Below are 22,549 nucleotides of genomic sequence, written 5' to 3' on the forward strand. Positions count from 1 at the left end.
CGGTCGCTGGGCCGCCTGCTTCAGCCTGATCCGGGACAAGAAGATGACACGCTATCTGACTGCCGTCTCCCTCGCCGCCGTCGCTCTGGTCGGGGCATGGCCGGCGACCGCCGAAAACCTCTCGTCGGTCGCCCGGCCGGAAATCTGGCCCGAGGTGAAGGCGCAGCCCTCGCGCGATCCGGCCGTTGAGGCGCGGATCGACAAGCTGATGGCGGCGATGAGCCTGGAGGACAAGGTCGGCCAGCTCATCCAGGTCGATATCGGCAGCATCACCCCGGCCGATGTCCGCACGTGGAAGATCGGATCGGTTCTGAACGGCGGCAATTCCGGCCCCTATGGCGACGAATACGCCTCGCCCGCCAAGTGGATGCAGCTTGCGGACGAATATTATGACGCCTCGATGGAGCGCAGCGACGGCCGCCCGCGCATCCCGATCATCTGGGGCACGGATTCGGTCCACGGCAACAACAACATCGTCGGCGCCACGCTCTTCCCGCACAATATCGGGCTGGGCGCCGCCAACGATCCCGATCTGATCCGCGAAATCGGCGCCGCCACCGCGCTGGAGACGGCGGCGGCCGGCCTCGACTGGACCTTCGCGCCCACGCTCGCCGTGGTGCAGGACGATCGCTGGGGCCGCACCTACGAAAGCTATTCGGAAGAACCGGCCATTCCCCAGACCTATGCCGGCGCCATGATCGAAGGCGTGCAGGGCAAGGTGAACACGCCGGATTTCCTTTCGCCCCGCCATGTCATCGCCACGACCAAGCATTTCCTGGGCGACGGCGGCACCGGCGGCCGCGACCAGGGCGATACCCGCGTGACCGAGGAGGTGCTGCGCGACGTCCATCTCGGCGGCTACCCGCAGGCGATCGAGGCGGGCACCCAATCGGTGATGGCCAGCTTCTCGAGCTGGAATGGCGAGAAGATGAGCGGCAACAAGAGCCTGCTCACCGGCGTGCTCAAGGATCGCATGCACTTTGACGGCTTCGTCGTCGGCGACTGGAACAGCCACGGCCAGGTCGATGGCTGCACCAACGAAAGCTGCGCCAAGGCGATCAATGCCGGCCTTGACATGTTCATGTATTCGGGGCCGGACTGGAAGAAGCTCTATGCCAACACGCTCGCCCAGGTGAAATCGGGCGAGATCCCGATGGCGCGGCTGGACGATGCCGTGCGCCGCATCCTGCGCGTGAAGATCCGCGCCGGCCTGTTCGAGCGGGGCCGCCCGTCCTCGCGGCCGATGGCCGGCAAGTTCGAATATATCGCAGCCCCGGCCCATCGCGCGCTGGCGCGCCGGGCGGTGCGCGAATCCATGGTGCTGCTGAAGAATGAAGGCGTGCTGCCGCTGAAGCCCAGCGCCAACATCCTCGTCGCCGGGGCGGGCGCCGATACGATCAGCCAGGCGGCCGGCGGCTGGTCGATCACCTGGCAGGGGATCGACGTGCCCAATTCGGCCTTCCCCAACGGCCAGTCGATCTGGAGCGGCATCGCCGATGCGGTTAAGGCCGGCGGCGGCACCGCCACCTTCTCGCCCGAAGGCCGCTTCACCGCCAAGCCCGATGCGGCGATCGTCGTGTTCGGCGAACAGCCTTATGCCGAGTTCCGCGGCGACCGCGCCGATCTGGAATATAGCGCCGAGGACAAGTCCGATCTGGAGATGCTGCGCCGCCTGAAGGCGCAGGGCATCCCGGTGGTCGCCGTGTTCCTTTCCGGCCGGCCGCTCTGGGTGAATGCGGAGATCAACGCTTCGGACGCCTTCGTCGCGGCCTTCCTGCCGGGTGCCGAAGGCGCCGGCGTGGCCGACATGCTGTTCCGCAAGCCGGATGGCTCGATCGCCTATGACTGGCGCGGCAGGCTCAGCTTCTCCTGGCCGAAGCTGCCCAACCAGTTCGTCCTCAACCGTCGCGATCCGGGCTATGACCCGCTCTTCCCGATCGGCTACGGCCTCACCTATGCGCAGCCGGCCCATGTCGGCAAGCTGGACGAAACCCGGCCCAAGGGCATGGAAACCGGCCCGGCCACCCGTTTCTGGAGCAAGGGGCGCCTGCCGGACGGCTGGTCCTTCTGGGCGGGCGGCGCAAAGCTTGCCGGTGCGGTCGGCAAGGGCGGCGCGCTCGCCGTCACCGGCGTCGACCATCGCGCGCAGGAGGATTCGCGCCGCCTCGTTTGGAGCGGCACGGCCGAGGCGCGGCTGGAGGCGCCCAAGCCGCTCGATTATTCGCGCGAGACCAATGGCGAGATCAGCCTGATCGTCGAATATCGGCTGGACAAGGCCGGGCAGGGGCCGGTGACGATCGGCATGGGCACCGAAGGCCGCCGCCAGGCGATGCCCGTCACCCGCACCATCGCCGCCAAGCCGGGCGAATGGACCACGCTCGCCATCCCGCTCGGCTGCTTCCGCCGCGACGGGCTCGATATGTCGCAGGTGCGCGTGCCCTTCATCCTCTCGGGCGGGGCCGGCCTCGATCTGTCGATCTCCGATATCCGGCTCGATTATGTCTCGACCCCGATGACGGTTTGTGGAGACCGGTAAGCCTCCCATGCCGTCGCTTGCGAAGACCCTCATCCTGTTCGGCGCGACGGGCGATCTCGCGCGCCGCATGCTGCTGCCGTCGCTTTACGGCCTGCATGCGGATGGCCTGATCGCCCCGGATTTCCGCATCGTCGGCACGGCGCGGAGCGGGGAGGACGATGCCTCCTTCCGCGCCATGGCCGAAGCGGCGCTGGAACGGCACGTCCTGCCGGAAAACCGCAGCGTGGACAGCATCGCCGCCTTCCTGGACCGGCTGAGCTATGTCGAGCTTGATGCCTCGCGGCCGGAAAGCTTCGGCCGGCTGGCCGATGCGCTGGGGCCGCGCGCGGGCGATGGGATCGCCATCTTCCTGTCGACCGCGCCGCAATTGTTCGAACCCACGATCGCCGGCCTCGCCGCCGCTGGTCTGGCCGGTGACAACGTTCGCATCGGGCTGGAAAAGCCGCTGGGCTTCGATCTCGCGTCCAGCCGGGCGATCAACGATGCGGTCGCCGCCGCCTTCCCGGAGGACCGGACGTTCCGCATCGATCATTATCTGGGCAAGGAAACCGTCCAGAACCTGATCGCGCTGCGCTTCGCCAACAGCCTGTTCGAGCCGCTGTGGAACGCCGCCGGCATCGATCATGTCCAGATCACCGTCTCGGAAACCGTCGGCCTCGAAGGGCGCGTCGATTTCTACGACGGCACCGGCGCGCTGCGCGATATGGTGCAGAACCACATGCTCCAGCTCCTCGCGCTGGTGGCCATGGAGGCGCCGGCCCGCTTCGATGCCGCCGCCGTGCGCGACGAGAAGGTGAAGGTGCTGAAATCGCTGCGCCCGATCGACGCGGCCAGCATCGGCAGCCACAGCGTGATCGGCCAGTATCGCGCCGGTGCGGTCGGCGGCGCGATCGTGCCGGGCTATGCGGACGAGCTTGGCCGCGCGTCCGATACCGAAACCTTCGTCGCCCTGAAGGCGCATATCGATAACTGGCGCTGGAAGGGCGTGCCCTTCTATCTGCGCACCGGCAAGCGGCTGCCCGCCCGCCAGTCGGAGATCATCGTCCAGTTCCGCGGCGTGCCGCATTCGATCTTCGAGGGCCGCCGGCTTACGGCCAACAAGCTCGTCATCCGTCTCCAGCCGGACGAGAATATCCGCCTCCTCGTGATGGCGAAGGAACCGGGCCTCGATCGCGACGGCATCCTGGTGCGGGAAGTGCCGCTCGACATCTCCGTGCCCAATGCCTTTGCCGGCGTCCGGCGGCGCATCGCCTATGAACGGCTGCTGCTCGATCTGGTCGAGGGCGATCCCACCCTGTTCGTCCGGCGGGACGAGGTGGAGGCGCAGTGGCGCTGGATCGACGGCATCCGCGCCGGCTGGAAGGCCACCGGCATGATCCCCGGCGGTTACGCGGCCGGCACCTGGGGGCCGACCGCCGCGATCGCGCTCACCGAACGCGATGGAGTAAGCTGGCATGACTGATCTTCACCCGATTATATCGTCAGTTACGTCTCGGGTGGTTGAGCGGTCGGCGGCGGGGCGCCGGGCGTATCTGGAGCTGATCGAGCGGGAGCGGGATGGCGGGGTGGATCGTCCGCGTCTGTCGTGCGGCAACCTGGCGCACGGTTTCGCGGCGTCGGGGGCGGACAAGCCTGCGATCCGGGCGGGCGGGACGATGAACGTCGGGATCGTCACTGCCTATAACGACATGCTTTCGGCCCATCAGCCTTATGGCGGCTATCCGGAGCGGATGAAGCTCTGGGCGCGCGAGGCGGGGATCACCGCGCAGGTGGCGGGCGGGGTGCCGGCGATGTGCGACGGGGTGACGCAAGGGCAGCGCGGCATGGAGCTGTCGCTGTTCAGCCGCGACGTGATCGCCCTGTCGACGGCGGTGGCGCTGAGCCACGGCATGTTCGAGGGCGCGGCCCTGCTCGGCATCTGCGACAAGATCGTGCCGGGCCTGCTGATCGGCGCGCTGCGCTTCGGCCATCTGCCGATGGTGCTGGTGCCGGCCGGGCCGATGCCCTCGGGGCTGGCCAACAAGGAGAAGCAGCGCGTCCGCCAGCTTTATGCCGAAGGCAAGGTCGGCCGGGCGGAGCTGCTGGAGGCGGAGGCCGCCTCCTATCACGATGCCGGCACCTGCACCTTCTACGGCACGGCCAATTCCAACCAGATGATGATGGAGGTGATGGGCCTGCACGTGCCGGGCGCGGCCTTCATCAATCCGGGCACCAAGCTGCGGCAGGAAGTGACGCGCGCCGCCGTCCACCGGCTGGCGGCAATCGGCTGGGGTGGCGAGGATTACCGCCCGATCGGCCGCGTGATCGACGAGAAGGCGATCGTCAACGCCGCGGTCGGCCTGCTGGCGACGGGCGGATCGACCAACCACGCCATCCACCTGCCGGCGATCGCGCGGGCGGCGGGCATCGTCATCGACTGGGAGGATCTCGACCGGCTGTCCTCGGCGGTGCCGCTGATCGCGCGCGTCTATCCCAACGGATCGGGCGACGTGAACCATTTCCAGGCGGCCGGCGGCATGGCCTATGTGATTTCCACCCTGCTCGATGCGGGCCTGCTCCACGGCGATATCCTCACCATCTGGCAGGGGGGGCTGCGCGCCTATGCGGCCGATCCGGTGCTGGCGGGCGACAGCCTCGCCTGGCAGCCGGCGCCGGCCGAGCCCCTGGACCCGCAGATGCTGCGGCCGGTGGCCGATCCGTTCCAGCCGGATGGCGGGATGCGGCTGCTCCAGGGCAATCTCGGCCGGGCGACGATGAAGACGAGCGCGGTCGATCCGTCCCGCTGGACGATCGAGGCGCCGGCGCGGGTGTTCCACGACCAGGACGATGTGAACCGGGCGTTCAAGGCGGGCGAGCTGGACCGCGACGTGGTGGTGGTGGTGCGCTTCCAGGGCCCGCGCGCCAACGGCATGCCGGAACTGCACAAGCTGACGCCGCCTTTGGGCGTGCTGCAGGACAAGGGGTTCAAGGTGGCGCTGGTGACGGACGGGCGGATGTCGGGGGCGTCGGGCAAGGTGCCGGCCGCGATCCACATCACGCCGGAAGCGCTTGGCGGCGGCCCGCTGGCGCGGCTGCGCGACGGCGATGTCGTCCGCGTCTGCGCTGCCACCGGCGCGCTGCAGGCGCTGGTCGACGAGGCCGAATGGGCATCCCGCCCCGAAGCCGCCCCGCCCCGTGCCCAGCCAGGCACCGGCCGCGAACTCTTCGCCTTCATGCGCCACTCCGCCGACGGCGCCGAACAAGGCGCCTCCGCCATGCTTCACGAGGCCGGACTTTAAACATGCGTATCGTTGCTGTTGACGTTGGGGGCACCCACGCGCGTTTCGCCATCGCGCACCTTCGGGATGACGGGCGCCCCGTGCTGGAGGAAGTGCGCAAGTATAAGACGGCCAACCATGCCAGCCTGGCGGATGCCTGGGCCGCCTTCGGCCGCGACAGCGGCGGCGATCTGCCCCGGGCCGCCTGCATCGCCATCGCCGGGCCGGTGGATGGGGAACTGATCCGCTTCACCAACAATGGCTGGACGCTCCAGCCCGCCACGCTGGGCCGCGATCTCGGGCTGGACGGCGATCCGCTGCTGATCAACGATTTCGCCGCCATGGCCGCCGCCGTCGCCGTGCTGGAGGATGAGGAGCTCGTCCATATCGGCGGGCCGGAAGGGCCGATGCCGGAAAATGGCGTCACCACCGTGATCGGGCCGGGCACGGGGCTGGGCGTGGCGCAGCTTCTGCGCTGGCAGGGCCGGCGGATCGTGCTGGCGACGGAGGGCGGCCATCTCGATTTCGCGGCGCTCGACGATTTCGAGGAGAAGTTGCTCCGTCGCCTCCGCCAGCGCCATCGCCGCGTTTCCACCGAGCGCGTCGTCTCCGGCCCCGGCCTGGGCGAGATCCACGAGACCCTGGCCTTCGTCGGCGCCCATTCGATCGTGCCGGGCGACGATGCGACGCTATGGGCGGCCGCCATCGAAGGCACGGACAAGCTGGCCGCGCAGGCGCTCGATCATTTCATCATGGCCTTCGGATCGGTCGCGGGCGATCTCGCGCTTGCCCATGGCGCCAATGCCGTGGTGGTCACCGGCGGCCTCGCCAACCGCATCCGCGATCGGCTGGCCGGGCCGCTGTTCAATGATCGCTTCCGGGCGAAGGGGCGGTTCGCGCAGCGCATGGCCGAATTCCCGATCCGCCTTGCCGTCCACCCCGATCCCGGCCTGCTAGGCGCCGCCGCCGCCTATCAGGAGGCGAACCGGTAGGTATCGCCGGCGGCGGGCGCCGCAGCGCCCGGCTCAGAAATGCAGCCGGGCTTCCACGCCCGCCGTCAGCGGCTCGCCATAGGCCTTCATGTTGGTGGACCAGGGGAAGCTGCCGACGGCATCGATCACATAGGCCTTGTCGGTCAGGTTCCGGCCCCACAGCGCCAGATCGACATTGGCGGAGCCGAGCGGCAGCCGCTTCACCTCCAGCCGCGCGTTCAGCAGGCCATAGGCGCCGATGCGCGCGCCCGGCCGCTCGATATAGGGCGCGGTGGTGACGACCTTGTCCTGCCAGGCATAGTTCAGGATCAGGTGCAGCGGCGCATCGCCGCCGATATAGGCCAGCCGCTGGTCCGCCGTGATGCTGAAGCTGTTCTTCGGCGCGTTGGGGAATTTGAACAGGTCGGTCACGTCCGCGCCGGTCTGCGGATCGATCACCTCCGTATATTTGGCGTTGAGATAGGCATAGCTCAGGTCCAGCCGCAGGCTTTCCATGGGCAGCAGGCTGATATCGGCTTCCATGCCGTAGATGCGCGCGCGACCGGCATTGAAGCTGGCGACGAACTGCGGCGCGCCCAGCACCGCCAGATCGATCAATATGTCCTTGTAGCGGGAATAGAAGAAGGCGCTGTTGAGCTGCAGGCGCCTGTCCCAGCCCTGCCATTTGATCCCGGCTTCGTAGGAGGTCAGGTTTTCCTCGTCGAACCCGCGCTCGAAATCCGCCTTCGTCGCGGCCCCGGTGCCGAAGCCGCCCGCGCGATAGCCGGTGACGATCTTGGCATAGAGGTTGAGGTCGTCGATCGGCTGCCAGGAGATGTTGGCCGAAGGGTTGAACTTGGAGAAATGCCGGTCGCCCTGGCCGATGAAGGCGAAGGGCGGCAACCCCGTATCGGGATCGGGGAGCGTGAAATCCACATTGTCCTTGGTCGCGCGGCGCTGATCCCAGGAATATCGGCCGCCCACCGTCAGCTTCAGCCGGTCGTCAAACGCCCAGGTCGCATTGGCGAACAGCGCCTGCGCCCTGTTCCTGGCGTAGATGTAGCGGTTGCTGATGACGAAGGCGCCGGCGTCATAATCCTCGGTCTGGTCCGCCTGCTCGGAGAAGACGTAGCCGCCGAGGATATATTCCAGCCGGTCGCCGAACGCCGTGCCCAGCAGCTGCAGCTCCTGGCTGAATTGGTGGTGGTCGGTATCCTGCCGGTTGGTGCGGAACAGGGTCGCCACCGGATTGCCGGAGAAATCGGCATAGACGCTGGCGTTGAAATCGCGATAGCCGGTGATCGATTTCACCGTCAGCCCATCCGATGGCTTCCATGTCAGCGTGAAGGCAAGGCCGTCGGTGCGCAGCCGGCTCTGTTCCACCGGTGCCGCGAGCGTCGCCCGCTTCACCCGCTTGGTCGCCACCGGGATGAAGCTGTCATAATAAAAGGGCGGGCCTGCCGCCACGTCCTCGGCCTGATAGTAAAAGGGCGTGTTATGCTCCAGCGAATGGTCGTAGGCGAAGAAGGCGTCCACATTGTCCGACAGGTCGGCCGCCGCCACGAAGCGCACGCCCCAGCGATCATTCTCGCCGAAATCGCGGCCCGCGCCCACATTCTTCACCAGCCCGTCCCGTTCTGCGTAGAGCGCGGTTATGCTGGTGGCGATGCCGCCGAATTCGGGCAGGTCGATCCGCCCCAGCGCCCGGATATAATCCTTGGTGCCGTAACCGAATTCGGCCGTGGCCTTCAGCTCGCCGCTAGGCCGGCGGGTGACGATGTTGATCGCGCCGCCGGTGGTGTTGCGGCCGTATAGCGTGCCCTGCGGCCCGCGCAGCACCTCGACCCGCTCGGCATCGCCGAAGTCGAAGGCGAGGCCGGTGGAGCGCGCGATATAGACGCCGTCGACATAGACGCCCACCGCCGGGTCCTGCGTCACCTGCGCATCGTTGTTGCCGATGCCGCGGATGAACAGGCGGGTGGAAAAGGGCGTCGTCGGATGCTGGCTCAGGCGCAGCGCCGGCACGGTGAAGCCGATATCGGTGAAGCGATCGACATTGAGGTCGGTCAGCCGTTCCGATCCCATCGATACGATGGAGATCGGCACCTCCTGCAGATTCTCCTCCCGCTTCTGCGCGGTGACGACGATATCGGCGAGGCCGCCTAGCGGCGGCGTTTCTTCCTGCGCCTGGGCGATGGCGCAGAATGAGGATGAACAGCCCAGCAAAGCCGCGATAACCCGGATCTTCATTTTCCCCTCCCTTTTGCCCGGAGGGTCTGGCGCCCCCTCAGGCTGCGATCGATTTCAATATTTCGGCCAGCATCGCTTTCTGGTCGTCCGGCCCCAGCTCGCCGCCATTGGCCAGCGCCGCCACGGCGATGCCGGATACGGCGGCCGAGAGCCGCTGATAGGTGAGCGCAGGGTCCAGATCGGCACGGATCTCCCCCTTTTCCTGGCAGGCGCGGACATCGGCGACGCCGCGCTCGGCAAGCTCGCGGCCATGCTCGGCCAGATAGGCCTGCATGTCGGGATCGTTGTGTGCATAGACGTAGAGCGACAGGCGCACGCGCCATTCGTCCGCGCGCTGCTCGTCCGTGGGTAGCACGGCATAGAGGCGCCGGCTGAGCGTGGCGAAGGGATCGTCCGCCTGAGGATCGCCCGGCCGGGGCCGCTCGCGTTCCGCCCGCTCGCCGGAGATCCAGCGCAGCGCGCCGAACATGAGCGAGGCTTTGTCCGGGAAATAATGCTGCACATTGCCCTTGGATCGCCCGCTGAGTGCCGCGACGTTGCGCTGGGACAGGGTTTCCAGCCCGTGGCTGGCGATCCAGCGGACGGCGGCCGCCGCGATGATCCGGCGCTGTTCGTCATGGTCGACAATCTTGGGCATCCGGCACCTCCCCGATTCGACGGGCGGGCTGCGCCGTCGATCCGCTCCTAAACGGCTGATCGGGGGTGATGAAAGACGCCATGTGATTTTTATCATCCATTCGGACGATAAAGTCAATATTCCAATCCAGATGGACGAAAAAGATTCAGGCGGGCGGTAACAGGCGCTTCCGCAGCCGATCGATCGCGGCGCCGTCCAGGCCGCTGCGTTCGAAAAAGGCGGGCAGGGGGGCGATGGCGTCGAACGCGGCCTCCAGATAGGCGGGGTCCGCCGCCAGCATGGCATCGACGATCGGGCCGGCCGGCATGTCGAAGGTGGCAAGCCGGGTGCTCATGTCCCACACGCGCTGGCGGGCCGCCCCGCTCAGCATCGCATTGGTGATGGCATAGTCCGCATGGATGGCGGCGCTGTCCGCCCCGATCGCCGCCAGCAGCAGCGCGGAGACGATTCCCGTCCGGTCCTTACCGGCGGTGCAGAATAGCACGGCTGGCAGCGCATCCTCCCCCGCCAGCAAATGGAGGATGCCGGCGATATCCCGCCCATATGCCTGGACCAGATGGCGATAGGCATTGCCGATCCGTTGCGCGGCGGCGGCATTGTCGATGGCGCCGGCGCCGATCCCGGCGCCCTGGCCGGGATGAAGCGGGATGGAGACCAGCCGCATCGCGGCCGGGGGCCGGACCGGCATCGCCTCGATCTCCATGGGGCCGCGCAGGTCGATGAGGGTGCGGATGCCGATCCGCTCCATCGCTGCCCAGGCATGGCCGTCGAGGCTGGCCAGCTCGCCCGATCGATAGAGCAGGCCGGGCGCGATCAGCCCTTCGCCCAGCGGCCGGAAATTGGGGGCGTGGGCCCGGATGGCGGCGAGAAGCGTGTCGGCCTCCGGCTGCGTCACAGTTTCACGCGCCCGCCATGGAGCGGCCCCAGCATGTCCTTCATCAGCGTCTCGCGCCACAGCGCCTCGGCGAGGAATTCCTGCAGCGTCGTGGCGATGTCGCCCTCGGCGATCCGGTCGGCATAGAGCGCGCGCAGCTCATCGCGGTCGCCGCGCGGGCCGGCCGTATCGTCGGCAAGCGCCGCGCGCAGATAGCCGATCAGGCCGATCGCCCCGTCCAGCCGATATTGCACATAGGGATCGTCGATCGCCGGCCGCACGATCGTGCCCAGCACGTCGCGCAGATAATCGAATTCGAAGCCGATCGCTGGGCGTGGCCCGGATGCGGGCGGCGTCTCGTCCAGCGTCAGCCCCTCGGCGCGGGCGATCAGCCGGATCAGCGATATCTGGGACAGGCGGAAATATCCGTTGGTCAGGCCGAAATCCATGCCGGTATGGCGGCTTTCCAGCGCCAGCGCGATCGGCACGCTGAACCGCGCCATCACCAGGATGGTGGCATAGAGCAGCTCGTCCATCGTCCAGTCCCGGCCCGATGCCGCGCGATAGAGCGACAGCAGCCGCTCCGCGCTCGCCATCGGCTGCACCAGCGATCGGGCCAGCACGCAACCCAGATCCTCCAGCGGATGGCCGAGATGCGTCATCTCCCAGTCGACCAGCCCGGTCACGCGCTCAGCATCGAACAGGAAGTTGCCGGGGCCGGCATCGCCCTGCACCAGCACGGCCGGGCGGTCGTCCGCCGGCAGGCGGTGGCGCAGCCAGCGGAAGGCGAACAGGGTCAGCGGATCGGGATCGGCGACATTGGCGTCGAGCAACTCCTCCCACATGTCCAGTTCCCGGCGGATCGCCTCGCCGATCGTCAGGCCCGGCGGCAGGTGATCCAGCGCGAGGGAGGCGATGTCCACCGCATGGCATTCCACCAGCGCCTCGGCGAAGGATCGTTCGATGCGGTCGCGATGGGCCTCGTCGGCGATCCCCGCCCAGCGCGCCTCGCCCGGCAGGCAGTGCATCGCCATCGCGGTCGCGCCTTCGTGCCAGCCGATCGTGCGCGGCGCGCGGGCGCGCCCGTCCAGCCGGGTCAGCAGCTCATGCTCGCGGCGCAGGTCGAAGGGGGTGCGCGGGGCCGATCCCAGGTCGATCTTCAGGAAGGCGGCGCCGGGCGCGCCATCCAGGTCCACCCGGCAGCTCGTGCGAAAGGCGCCGCCGCTCACCCGCTGGATCGCGGTGATGCCGCTGCCGGTCGTCGCCTCGATCCACGCGCGCAGGCTGGCGTCGAGGGCTTCGTCATCGACGATGCCGGTCACGCCGCGGCTCCCCGTTCGCGGGCGAAGGCGCGATATCCGTCCGGGTGCCAGGTATCCTGCAGCTCGCCATAGGCCGTGGCCTCGCCGAAATTCCATTCGGCGAAGCTGGACCAGTTGAACATGCCGGGCTGCACCTGCACCGCCATGCGGGTGATCGCGCGGCCGCGCGCCTCCAGCCGGCGGCCCCGCCGGTCCGTGGCTTCGATGACGCAGCTTTCAGGTGAAAGATCGTCGCCGCGCGTGATCCGGGCGCTGCCTTCGGCCAACAGCGAATGCGCGCCGTCGCGGATCAGATAGCCCGAAAGCAGGGAGAAGCTCTCTGGATCGGCGCCGGCATGCGTCACCATCAGGAAGGCGTCGTCCGCCGATGCGGTGGCGTGGAAATAGCCGATATGCATACCGGTCACGTCGTCGCGGCGCGGCCCCCAGCTCCGGTCGCGCACGCAATGGCAATCCACCGCCAGCGCCTCGCCGCCGGCGCGCACCCAGCCCGCATAGCGGCCCGGCTGATCGATATGGCCCTTGAAGATGCTCTCCTCGGTGGTCGATGCGCTGGTGGCCTCCACGGCCGCCGTGGCTTCGAAGCGGACGTCGAAGGCCAGGCCCGGATGATCGTATCGGATGCGATAGGCGCGGCCGCCCTCGATCACGTCGATGGTCACGCCCTGCGGCATAGCGATCCGGCCGCCCTCGGCCATCGCATCCCAGCCGTCGAAGCGCCGGCTCCAGAGATAGTCGTGGTGCAGCATCGTCCAGGGCAGGGAGCCGCGATCGTCCCAGGCGAACACGCCGCCGCCGCATATCCCAAGGTTCGGGCGGAACCAGGGATAGATGTAAACCGATAGCCGTCGTTCGGGCACGTAGAAGGCGAACCACCAGGATTCGAACCAGCTATCATCCGTGCCCGACGGGTGGAGCCTGTCCTCTTCGCCCAGAATCGCCACCGCATCCTCCTTTTATCGTCCGTATGGACTAAAAAACATGAGGCGCGAAGGCAAGGGCCAACTTGGCGCGGGCCCGCCCGGCCCGGCGGGATCGCCCACGGCCACGCATTATACGGCTTCGGAGGGGATTTAACGGTAATTAACTGTCAATCCGTCCTGATCATATTATTGTGCGGACTCGAGCAAGAATACCCGCAGGGTCGCATCGGGAGGTCGTCGGGTCGGCGGCCTCCCTTTCCCTTTCCGGCCGATCAGTTCGCGCCGCGCTCGGTAAAATCGATCCTGATCCGCACCCAGGCGCCCACCATCGGCCGCCCGCCGATCCGTGGCGGCAGCACGCGGAATTGCCAGGCCGCCTGGCGGATCGCGCGGGCCAGACCCGAGCCCGGCGGCGCATCGGCGATCTCGCGGCAATCCTCGACGCGATAATTGGGCGCCGTCCGGCAGGCGATCAGGCCCGTGCCCACGCGCGGCGCGTTGGCGGGCAGATAATAATTGAGCTCCGCATTGGTCGGCGGGCGATACCATTCGGCATTGTAGAGCCGCTCGCCATTGGGGCCGGAACCCGGCCCGTCGGAGCTGCTGTCCTGCCCGGCACCGCTGCCGGCCGTGCTGGCATCGGCGGTGGCGCGGCCCTCGGCGTGCGACGGCAGCTTGGATATGTCCGACGCCGCGAACTCCTCGGGCGTCAGGATCAGCATCTTGAGCGGGCCGAGCGCCTGGGCCGGCGGCGGCTGGGTGGGCGTCGGCACGGGCACCGCCCTGGGCGCCCGCGATCGTTGCGATGCCGCCTCGGCCGATCTCTTCTTCTCGGCCGCCTTTGACGGCGTGGAGGAGGTGGATGTATCCGGCAGCAATTCCACCGTCAGCGGCTTCGTGGGCTCGGTCGGCTCCGACGGCGGCATGGCCGCGATGCGGATCAGCATCACAACCAGCAGCACATTGGCCGCGATCGCCACGAAAAGGGCGCCGGCCCGGCGGTGGAGCGGTGCCTCGTTTCGATAGGATGAAGGCTGATAGGACGCCGGGGGCATTGGCCGTTCGCCTACAGGAGCCGGATGCCAGCCGCAATCGGGCCTGTCGCCGTGACCGCGCGCCTCAGGCGTCCTCGAGTTCCTCGGGCAGCAGCTCGGTATCCACCTGCGCCTGCATCGCCGGCGGATAGCGGCGGCCGGCGACCGCGCCGGGGGCGAAGATGGCATCCACCGCCGCCAGCGCGGCGGGATCGATGGCGATGCAGGCAGTGGCCACATCCTCCTCCAGATGGGCGATGCTGCGGGTGCCGGGAATGGGCACGATATTCTCGCCGCGCGCCAGCACCCAGCCGATCGCAAGCTGGGCGGATGTGCATCCGGCCGCCTGCGCCACGGCGCGGAACCGATCGAACAACGCCAGATTGTGCGAAAGCTGCGGTTCCAGGAAGCGGGGCATCACCGCCCGGATGTCGCTGCCTGAATAGCGATCGTCGCGGACCGCCCCTGCCAGGAAGCCGCGCGCGACCGGCGAGAAGGCGACGAAGCCGATCCCCAGTTCGCGGCACGCATCCAGCACCGCCACTTCGGGGTTGCGCACCCAGGGCGAATATTCGGTCTGGATCGCGGCGATCGGATGGACGGCATGCGCCCGGTGGATGGTGGCGGCGGACATTTCCGAAAGGCCGATCGCACCGATCTTGCCGGCTTCCTTCGCGCGGACCAGGGCGCCGACCGAATCCTCGATCGGCACGTTCCGGTCCAGCCGGTGGAGATAATAAAGGTCGATATGGTCGGTGCCGAGCCGGGCCAGCGCCCCATCCAGCGTGGATGCGACCGCTTCCGGCCGCCCGTCCAGCCCGCGCTTGCCGTCATGGACGCCCAGCCCGCACTTGCTGGCCAGCGTGAATTCGCGTCGGCGATGCATCACCGCCTTGCCGATCAGCCGTTCGTTCGCCCCGTCGCCATAGATGGCGGCGGTGTCGAGGAAGGTCACGCCCAGGTCCAGCGCCCGGTTCAGCAGCCGCGCCGCATCCTCCTCCGCCGGAAACGGCTCGTAGCCGTGGCTCAGGTTCATGCAGCCCAGGCCGATGGCGGAAACGGTGAAGGGGCCGATGCGGCGGGTAGGAAGCGTCATGGGCGGGGGTCCATCCTCAGAAGCTGTAGACCAATGTGGCGCGGGTCAGCGTGTCCACGGGATCGCGGCCCGCCGGCGCATCGCGTTCATATTGCACGTTATAGGATATCCGCGTCTTCAGCGGGCCGAACAGCTTGGTGTCCAGCGCCAGCGTGGTGCTGGCGTTGGTGTTGCCCGCTTCCATGAACAGGGCCGCATCCTGCGTCAGGCTGGCGGTCGGCGCGATCTGCCAGCGCAGCGCCACGGATGCGCGGCCCGCCACGGTCGTCTTGTCGGGCTCCTCGATATAGTTGCTGTATCGCACCGCCGGGCCGCCTTCCAGGTCCACCTTCAGCTTGGGGCCGGTGAACAGCGTGTAGCCGATCCCGCCGCCCAGCGTGTAGCGGCTGTCATAGCCGAGGAACCGGTCATGCTCATATTGGGCAAGGCCATAGGCGTAGAGCCTGTCATCGAACTTGAAGTTCGGCTGGTAGGCGGCGATCACGCGTTCGGTGGTGGTGACGTTGTTGGTTTCCTGCACGTCGGCGCGCGCGTTGAAGCGATGGCGCACCTGCAGCCCCTCGCGCTCGCCCTTGGCGGCGAGGTAGAGGCCCAGCGATCGGGTGTTGCCGGTGGACCGGGCGGCGCCGATCTCCACCTCGCCCCCCCAATTATCGAAGAAGCTGGCGGATTTGATCCGTTCCTGCCGCTGCCGTTCGGCCAGCGCCTTCTTGTCGGCCTGATCCTTGTCGAAACCGTCCTTCAGCCCTTCGGCCTGGCGCGCGCCCCACGGGGCGGCCTGCTTGGCGAGCTTCGTCACCGTCGCCACCGCCTGGGCGTCGCCGCTGGCGATCGCCGCGTCCAGCATGGCGCGCACCGCGGGCGGAAGCTCGGTCGGGCGGGCGACGTCGATCCGGGGCAGGGGCAGGGGCCGCTGGGGCGCCGGCGGGATATCCAGGATCGGCGCCAGCGGCTCGGGCACCGGCTCCATGGGATCGGCGGCCATCACGGGCGGATGGGGCGCGATCAGCGGTGGCTGGCCGGCCTGGGCAAGCAATACAAAAGCGAGAACAGGGGTCATCGCGGTCCTTCCATCGGGCCGTGAAGCGTCACGATAATGTCAAAGGTGGTCGGCGAATTCTTCTAGCACATCTTCATAGAGACGGCGCTTGAACGGCACGATGATGCGCGGCAGCTCGGCCGGTTCCGCCCACCGCCAGCCGCGAAATTCGGGTTCGGCGGTTTCCAGGTTCACGTCGGCGTCGGTGCCGAGGAAGCGCGCGAGGAACCAGTGCTGGCGCTGGCCACGATATTTGCCCTTCCACACCTTGCCCACCAGATCCTCCGGCAGGTCGTAGAACAGGGTGCGCCGGGCGCGGGCGATCACCTGCACCAGATCGGGGCGGATGCCGGTTTCCTCCTCCAGCTCGCGCAGCATGCCGGCCTCGGGGTCCTCGCCCTCCTCCAGCCCGCCCTGCGGCATCTGCCAGGCCTCGGCGGCATTATCGATCCTGAGCGCCACGAACACCTTATTGTCCCCGTTCAGCAGCATCACCGCCGCCGCATCGCGATAGGGGAGGTCGTTTTCCTTCACGCCGCTTTCTCCAGCATCGCGCGCCCTGCTTCCGCCTCGGCGACGATCGCCGCCAGCGCCGCGAGGCAGCCGGCGAGGTCGTCTTGCGAGGAAGGGATGGCCCTGCGCATGTTCATGAACCCGTGGATATTGCCCCTGGCCTCGCGATAGACGGTCGGCACGCCCGCCTGCACCAGCGCCGCCGCATAAGCCCGGCCGGAATCGCGCAGCGGATCGAGCCCCGCCGTCACCACCAGCGTCGGCGGCGTGCCGGCATGGTTCGCCTTGATCGGGGAGGCGCGCCAGTGCGCCAGATCGGCGCCATAGCTTTCGTGGAACCAGGTCAGCAGCGCGGAATCCAGATAATAGCCGTCGCTGAAGTCGCGGTAGGAATAATATCGGCCGCCAGGGTCCGCCGCCGGATAGATCGGCCACTGTGCCAGCACCGGCACGGCGGCGGGCGCGTCGCGCAGCGCCAGCGTGGTCACGATCGTTAGCGTGCCGCCGGCGCTGTCGCCGGCCAGCACCAGCCCGGTGGCGATCCGGCCGGTTTCGGGCGGGTTGGCGGCGATCCAGCGGGCGGCCGCCTCGGCATCGTCGGGGGCGGCGGGCCAGGGGTGCTCGGGCGCTAGCCGGTAATCCACCGCGATCACCGGCATGTCGAGCGCGCGGGCGATCTCCGCGCACAGCGGATCATGGCTGTCCAGGCTTCCCAGCACGAAGCCGCCGCCGTGGAAGAAGATCATCAGCGGTCCCGGCGCGCGCGTCGCGCGCGCGTCATACAGGCGGGCGGGGATATCCGCGCCATGCGGGCCGGGGATGACGAAATCCCGCTTCACCGCCAATTCGCCCACGGGCAGGTCGATCAGGTCGCGCCCCGTTTTCATCAGCTCGCGCGCGTCGGCCGGCGTCATCTCGTGCAGCCTGGGGATGGGGGCGGTGGCGATATAGTCCAGCATCGCCCGCACGTCGGGCCGCACCGGCGGCCGCTCGGGCACGCGGTCCGCTTTCGCCGGGCGACGGGCGGGGGGAACGGATGGCCCTGTCATGCGCGCGCTATCTCCTTCGGCTGGCTGGTTTCGCCCGGTTTAGCGGCGGCGGCGGCCCCGGTCGAGCCGGTCGGCGCCTTTGCCGCGCCCGCCCTGGACCGGCCCGCCTGAACCCCGGATGAGCCATGTTGATGGCTTTATCGCAGGATTCCGTCTTCTTTTGCTACTTTACCGGCTCCGTTCCCGCGTTCAGCGTGCGTCTTAAGAGCATAAGGGGCCATGGCAACCGGCGCTGGCAAGCGGGTGCGACGGGGACTATGGTGAAAGACAGGAGAGAGGTGGCGTCGCCCCGCATCGGGGCTATGATGGCGCCTGCGTGCCGCTGCGACATGCGTGGCGGCCTTGGATATTTTCGCGTCGAAGGCCCGGATGACCGGGAACGAGGAAGGCAACGACAAATATCGAGGTGACCTGGGCATGGCGACTGCCGTTCACGAACTTACCCCCAAGGAAGCAAACGCCCATCCGCCGGCCGAAGCGATCGTGGTTCGCTTTGCGGGGGACAGCGGCGACGGGATGCAGCTGACGGGCGGTCAGTTCACCTTGTCGACCGCGCTGGCGGGGAACGATCTCGCGACGTTCCCGGATTTCCCGGCGGAGATACGGGCGCCGCAGGGCACGTTGTTCGGGGTGTCGGCCTTCCAGATCAATTTCGGATCGACGGCAATCGAGACGGCGGGCGACGCGCCGGACGTGCTGATCGCGATGAACCCGGCTGCGCTCAAGAGCAATGTCGGCGCGCTCAAGCCCGGCGGCCTGATCATCGCCGACGAGGGCGAGTTCGGCGTCCGCAACCTCACCAAGGCCGGTTACGAGGCATCGCCGCTGGAAGACGGCAGCCTCGCCCGCTGGCAGGTGCTCAGCTTCAACATCTCGCAGCTCACCCTCGATGCCGTGAAGCCCTTCGGCCTCGGCAACAAGGAGGCGCTGCGCTGCAAGAACATGTGGACGCTGGGCCTCGCGCTCTGGATGTTCGATCGCGATCGCGAGCCGCTGATCCAGTGGCTGAAGGAGAAGTTCGCCAAGGCGCCGACGCTGGCGGAGGCGAACATCGCCGCGCTCAATGCCGGCCACGCCTTTGGCGAGACGGCGGAGATTTCCGGCCCGCTCAAGCAGCACCATATCGCCGCGGCTCCGGCCGAACCCGGCCTCTACCGCACGATCACCGGCGCGGAATCGATCTCGCTGGGCCTCGTCGCGGGCGCGCAGCTCGCGGGCGTGAAGATGTTCTTCGGCGGCTATCCGATCACGCCGGCCTCCGCGATCCTGCACCATCTGTCGCGGTTGAAGGAATATGAGGTCACGACCTTCCAGGCGGAGGACGAGATCGCGGCCATCGCGGCGGCGATCGGCGCATCCTATGCCGGCCAGCTCGGCGTCACCTCCTCCTCCGGCCCCGGCATCGCGCTGAAGGGCGAGGCGATGGGCCTGGCGGTGATGACGGAGCTGCCGCTGGTCATCGTCAACTCGCAGCGCGGCGGCCCTTCCACCGGGCTTCCCACCAAGACGGAGCAGTCCGATCTCTATCAGGCGGTCTATGGCCGCAACGGCGATGCGCCGCTGCCGGTGATCGCCGCGCGCTCGCCCGCCGACGCCTTCGATTGCGCGATCGAGGCGGTGCGCATCGCCACCCAGTTCATGACGCCGGTGATCCTGCTGACCGACGGCTATATCGCCAATGCGGCGGAGCCGTGGAAGGTGCCGGACATGAGCGGCTACGCGCCCTTCCCGGTGCAGTATCTGGAAAGCGTGCCCGAAGGCGGCTTCAAGCCCTATGGCCGGGACGAAAAGCTCGCCCGCCCGTGGGTGAAGCCCGGCACGCCCGGCCTGATCCACCGCATCGGCGGGATCGAGAAGGCGGTCGACACCGGCCATATCGATTATGCCCCCGCCAACCACCAGGCGATGACGGACCTGCGCAGGGCCAAGGTGGACGGCGTCGCCGATCATATTCCCGAACAGGAGGTCACGCTGGGCGAGGCGAAGGGCCGGCTGGTGCTGGTCGGCTGGGGTTCCACCTTCGGGCCGATCCATCAGGCGGTGCGGCGCCAGCGGGCCAAGGGCCGGGACGTCCACCACGTCCATATCCGCCATATCTGGCCGCTGCCGCGCAACCTGGGCGATCTGCTCAAGGGATATGACAAGATCATCGTGCCGGAGATGAACACCGGCCAGCTCAAGACGGTGCTGCGCGACCAGTATCTGGTCGATGCCCGCCCGCTCAATAAGGTATCCGGCCAGCCCTTCCGCATCGCCGAGATCGAAGCCGCCATCGAGGAGGCGCTCGCATGAACGAGATGACCAGCATCCCCACCAGCCCCAAGGATTGGGAAACCGATCAGGAAGTGCGCTGGTGCCCCGGCTGCGGCGACTATGCGATCCTGAAGGCGGTGCAGCGGACCATGCCGGAACTGGGCGTGCGGCCGGAAAATACCGTGTTCGTGTCCGGCATCGGCTGCTCGTCGCGTTTTCCTTATTATATGGAGACCTACGGCTTCCACACCATCCACGGCCGCGCGCCGGCGGTGGCGACGGGCGTGAAGCTGGCGAACCCGGAACTCGACGTGTGGATCATCACCGGCGACGGCGATGCGCTGTCGATCGGCGGCAATCACACGATGCACCTGCTGCGGCGCAATCTCGACTGCCAGGTCCTGCTGTTCAACAACGAGATATATGGCCTCACCAAGGGCCAATATTCGCCGACCAGCCGGGTGGGCACGCGATCGCCCTCGACGCCGTTCGGATCGGTGGACCGGCCGGCCAGCCCCTGCAGCTTCGCGTTGGGATCGGGCGCGCGCTTCGTGGCGCGGGGCATCGATACCCACAAGAACCTGCCCGTCGTGCTCAAGGCCGCGCATGCCCACAGGGGCGCGAGCTTCGTGGAAATCTACCAGAACTGCATCGTCTATAATGACGGCGTGTTCGATCCCTTCACCGAGAAGAAGGCCGCGCCCGAAAGCCAGATCTGGGTGGAACATGGCGAACCCGTGCTGTTCGCCGGCGGCGCGAAGGGGCTGGCGATGGACGGCGAGGCGCTGCGCCTGCGCATCGTGGATGTCGTGGACGGGGACTGGAAGGGCGCGGGCGTGATCGTCCACGATCAGACCAATCACGGCCTGGCCCAGATGCTGATCGATTTCGCGCCGGGCGAAGGCGGCCCGGTGGTGCTGGGCGTGATCTACAATCACCCGCGCCCCACCTTCGAACGGGCGGTGGTGGAGCAGAACGCCGCCGCCGCCGCCGGCAAGGCGCGCGATCTCCAGAAGCTGATCTCCAAGGGCCAGACCTGGCAGGTGGAAAAGCAGCCCCATACAATGTGATCGGACGCGCGGGGCGGCGGGCGCGCGGCACGCTCGTCCGCCGCCGCCGCGCTGCTTGCGCGATGTCGATTCCATACAAGAAGCATCGTTGCGCACATGGCATGATCGCCGGGCCTAAATCCTCATCCGCCAAGGATTTGCCTCATGCCGATCACCGCCACGCCCACCCCGGGGAAGACCTTGCTCTCCCCGGGCGATCACACGTTGATCCTGATCGATCACCAGTCGCAGATGGCCTTCGCCACCCATTCGATCGACGCGACGACGCTGCGCACCAACACTGCGCTGGTCGCCCATGCGGCCGCCGGCTTCAAGGTTTCCACGATCCTCACCACCGTCGCCGAGAAGAGCTTTTCCGGCCCGATCTTCGATGAGATCAAGGAGGCGCTGCCCGATGTGGAGGTGACGGATCGCACCTCGATGAACACGTGGGAGGATGCGAACGTCATCAAGCGGGTCAATGCGATCGGCAAGGACCGGCTGGTGTTCGGCGGGCTGTGGACCTCGGTCTGCATCGTCGGCCCGACCCTGTCGGCGATCGACCAGGGTTATGAGGTCTATGTGATCTCCGACGCCTGCGGCGACGTTTCCGACGAAGCGCACGAACGCGCGATGGAACGGATGATCCAGGCCGGCGTGCGGCCGATGACGTCGCTGCAATATCTGCTCGAGCTGCAGCGCGATTGGGCGCGGACCGGAACCTACGACATGACCACCGGCATCGCCCGCAAATATGGCGGCGCCTACGGCCTCGGCATCATCTACGCCAAGACGATGTTCGGCGCTTCCGAAGGCGGGCACTGAAACCGGGGCGGGGCGGCCTTTCCCGTGCCGGAAGGCCGCCCGGTCCATATCGGGGGTCGCGCCCATGAAACCCTATCTGATCTCGCTCGCCGTCGGCCTTGTCGTGGGCATATTATACGGTGCGCTCAACGTGCGATCGCCCGCGCCGCCGGTCATCGCCCTGATCGGGCTGTTCGGCATGCTCCTAGGCGAGCAGGTCGTGCCCATCGCCAAACGGCTGATCGCGGGCCGCCCGGTCGCCTCCTATGTGCGGACGAGCTGTGCCGAACAGGTGCTGGGGACGATGCCGGGCGGCGGGGACGATGAGGCGCGCGATCCCCCGCATGATCCCCCGCACGGGGCCGCCTGAACGAACCGCATATCAGGGAAGGATCGGATGATGACCTATCTTCAGGCGATCACGATTTTCCACACCGCCATCAGCTTCGTCGCCATCGCGGCCGGCTTCGTCGCGGTCGCCGGCCTCTTTCGCGGCGGCGCCTATCGCGCATGGACCAGCCTGTTCCTGGTCACGGCCATCGCCACCAGCGTCACGGGCTTCTTCTTCCCGTTCAACGGCGTCACGCCCGCGATAGTCACCGGCGTGGTGGCGCTCATCATCCTGGCCTTCGTCCTCCTCGCCTATCGCCGCTTCCGCCTCGTCGGCGCATGGCGCTGGATCTACGCCGCCGGCATGGTCGCCAGCCTCTACCTGCTGGTGTTCGTCGGCGTGGTGCAGGCGTTTCTCAAGGTGCCGTCGCTCCACAGCCTCGCGCCCACGGGGGCGGAACGTCCCTTCCAGCTCACCCAGCTCGCCGTGCTCCTGCTCTTCGTCCTGATCGGGCTGATGGCGGCGATCCGCTATCGGCCGGTGCCGGTTGCCGTGCCGGTGCGGCGGGAGCCTTCGAGGTGAGCGATCTCGACCGCCGCACGACGCTGGCG

General features: G+C 67.8%; 19 protein-coding genes. 9 read left to right on the forward strand and 10 right to left on the reverse strand.

What is annotated here, in order from left to right; translation table 11 throughout:
- The first annotated feature begins 43 nt into the window (after positions 1 to 43).
- The 4 genes from G432_RS16780 to G432_RS16795 are packed head-to-tail and all read left to right on the forward strand — an operon-like array spanning position 44 to position 6,785.
- The gene (locus G432_RS16780; protein ID WP_015460013.1) at positions 44 to 2,536 is read left to right on the forward strand and encodes a glycoside hydrolase family 3 protein; all 2,493 of its coding nucleotides are present in this window, start codon (positions 44 to 46) and stop codon (positions 2,534 to 2,536) included.
- A gap of 7 nt (positions 2,537 to 2,543) precedes the next feature.
- Entirely contained in the window at positions 2,544 to 3,998 is a 1,455-nt protein-coding gene (zwf, locus tag G432_RS16785) for a glucose-6-phosphate dehydrogenase (RefSeq protein ID WP_015460014.1), read from the forward strand.
- Positions 3,991 to 5,814: a phosphogluconate dehydratase gene (gene edd, locus G432_RS16790; protein WP_015460015.1), complete on the forward strand. Its 1,824-nt coding sequence runs from the start codon at positions 3,991 to 3,993 to the stop codon at positions 5,812 to 5,814. The genes zwf and edd overlap by 8 nt, the downstream gene beginning before the upstream one ends.
- Before the next feature lie 2 nt (positions 5,815 to 5,816).
- On the forward strand, positions 5,817 to 6,785 hold the full coding sequence (locus G432_RS16795; RefSeq protein ID WP_041864970.1) for a glucokinase: 969 nt from the start codon (positions 5,817 to 5,819) through the stop codon (positions 6,783 to 6,785).
- A 33-nt stretch (positions 6,786 to 6,818) separates the two neighbouring features.
- On the opposite strand, the gene G432_RS16800 is transcribed toward G432_RS16795, so the two are convergent.
- The 10 genes from G432_RS16800 to G432_RS16845 form a co-directional block, all read right to left on the reverse strand.
- Positions 6,819 to 9,014: a TonB-dependent receptor gene (locus G432_RS16800; protein ID WP_015460017.1), complete on the reverse strand. Its 2,196-nt coding sequence runs from the start codon at positions 9,012 to 9,014 to the stop codon at positions 6,819 to 6,821.
- A gap of 37 nt (positions 9,015 to 9,051) precedes the next feature.
- Positions 9,052 to 9,651, reverse strand: coding sequence for a TetR/AcrR family transcriptional regulator (locus G432_RS16805; protein WP_015460018.1), 600 nt, complete (start codon positions 9,649 to 9,651; stop codon positions 9,052 to 9,054).
- Between the two features lie 145 nt (positions 9,652 to 9,796).
- On the reverse strand, positions 9,797 to 10,546 hold the full coding sequence (locus G432_RS16810; protein ID WP_015460019.1) for a tyrosine-protein phosphatase: 750 nt from the start codon (positions 10,544 to 10,546) through the stop codon (positions 9,797 to 9,799).
- A complete protein-coding gene (locus G432_RS16815; protein WP_015460020.1) occupies positions 10,543 to 11,847 on the reverse strand; it encodes a phosphotransferase family protein in 1,305 nt (434 codons plus the stop codon). The genes G432_RS16810 and G432_RS16815 overlap by 4 nt, the downstream gene beginning before the upstream one ends.
- Entirely contained in the window at positions 11,844 to 12,791 is a 948-nt protein-coding gene (locus tag G432_RS16820; protein WP_015460021.1) for a DUF7065 domain-containing protein, read from the reverse strand. Before G432_RS16820 ends, G432_RS16815 begins: the two co-directional genes overlap by 4 nt.
- A 251-nt stretch (positions 12,792 to 13,042) precedes the next feature.
- Positions 13,043 to 13,825 (reverse strand): hypothetical protein, encoded by a 783-nt coding sequence (locus G432_RS16825; RefSeq protein WP_041864971.1) that lies wholly within the window; start codon positions 13,823 to 13,825, stop codon positions 13,043 to 13,045.
- A gap of 64 nt (positions 13,826 to 13,889) precedes the next feature.
- The gene (locus G432_RS16830) at positions 13,890 to 14,900 is read right to left on the reverse strand and encodes an aldo/keto reductase (protein WP_015460023.1); all 1,011 of its coding nucleotides are present in this window, start codon (positions 14,898 to 14,900) and stop codon (positions 13,890 to 13,892) included.
- Between the two features lie 16 nt (positions 14,901 to 14,916).
- Positions 14,917 to 15,960, reverse strand: coding sequence for a DUF481 domain-containing protein (locus tag G432_RS16835; RefSeq protein WP_015460024.1), 1,044 nt, complete (start codon positions 15,958 to 15,960; stop codon positions 14,917 to 14,919).
- Between the two features lie 39 nt (positions 15,961 to 15,999).
- Positions 16,000 to 16,431 (reverse strand): RNA pyrophosphohydrolase, encoded by a 432-nt coding sequence (locus G432_RS16840; protein WP_051128853.1) that lies wholly within the window; start codon positions 16,429 to 16,431, stop codon positions 16,000 to 16,002.
- Positions 16,432 to 16,469: 38 nt separating this feature from the next.
- Positions 16,470 to 17,450: an alpha/beta hydrolase gene (locus tag G432_RS16845; RefSeq protein ID WP_015460026.1), complete on the reverse strand. Its 981-nt coding sequence runs from the start codon at positions 17,448 to 17,450 to the stop codon at positions 16,470 to 16,472.
- A gap of 468 nt (positions 17,451 to 17,918) precedes the next feature.
- Between G432_RS16845 and G432_RS16850 the strand changes: the two genes are divergently transcribed.
- From G432_RS16850 to G432_RS16870, 5 genes are all read left to right on the forward strand, one after another.
- Positions 17,919 to 19,793 carry a 2-oxoacid:acceptor oxidoreductase subunit alpha gene (locus tag G432_RS16850; protein WP_015460027.1) on the forward strand — a complete coding sequence of 625 codons (1,875 nt, stop codon included), beginning with the start codon at positions 17,919 to 17,921 and terminating at the stop codon, positions 19,791 to 19,793.
- Positions 19,790 to 20,824, forward strand: a complete 1,035-nt coding sequence (locus G432_RS16855; RefSeq protein WP_015460028.1) for a 2-oxoacid:ferredoxin oxidoreductase subunit beta — start codon at positions 19,790 to 19,792, stop codon at positions 20,822 to 20,824. The genes G432_RS16850 and G432_RS16855 overlap by 4 nt, the downstream gene beginning before the upstream one ends.
- Before the next feature lie 144 nt (positions 20,825 to 20,968).
- Entirely contained in the window at positions 20,969 to 21,628 is a 660-nt protein-coding gene (locus tag G432_RS16860) for a hydrolase (protein WP_015460029.1), read from the forward strand.
- Between the two features lie 64 nt (positions 21,629 to 21,692).
- Complete coding sequence (locus G432_RS16865; protein WP_015460030.1) at positions 21,693 to 21,977, forward strand: XapX domain-containing protein; 285 nt, start codon at positions 21,693 to 21,695, stop codon at positions 21,975 to 21,977.
- Positions 21,978 to 22,004: 27 nt separating this feature from the next.
- Complete coding sequence (locus G432_RS16870) at positions 22,005 to 22,520, forward strand: hypothetical protein (protein ID WP_015460031.1); 516 nt, start codon at positions 22,005 to 22,007, stop codon at positions 22,518 to 22,520.
- Positions 22,521 to 22,549: the final 29 nt, after the last annotated feature.

Source organism: Sphingomonas sp. MM-1, assembly GCF_000347675.2.
GTDB lineage: Bacteria > Pseudomonadota > Alphaproteobacteria > Sphingomonadales > Sphingomonadaceae > Sphingomonas_E > Sphingomonas_E fennica.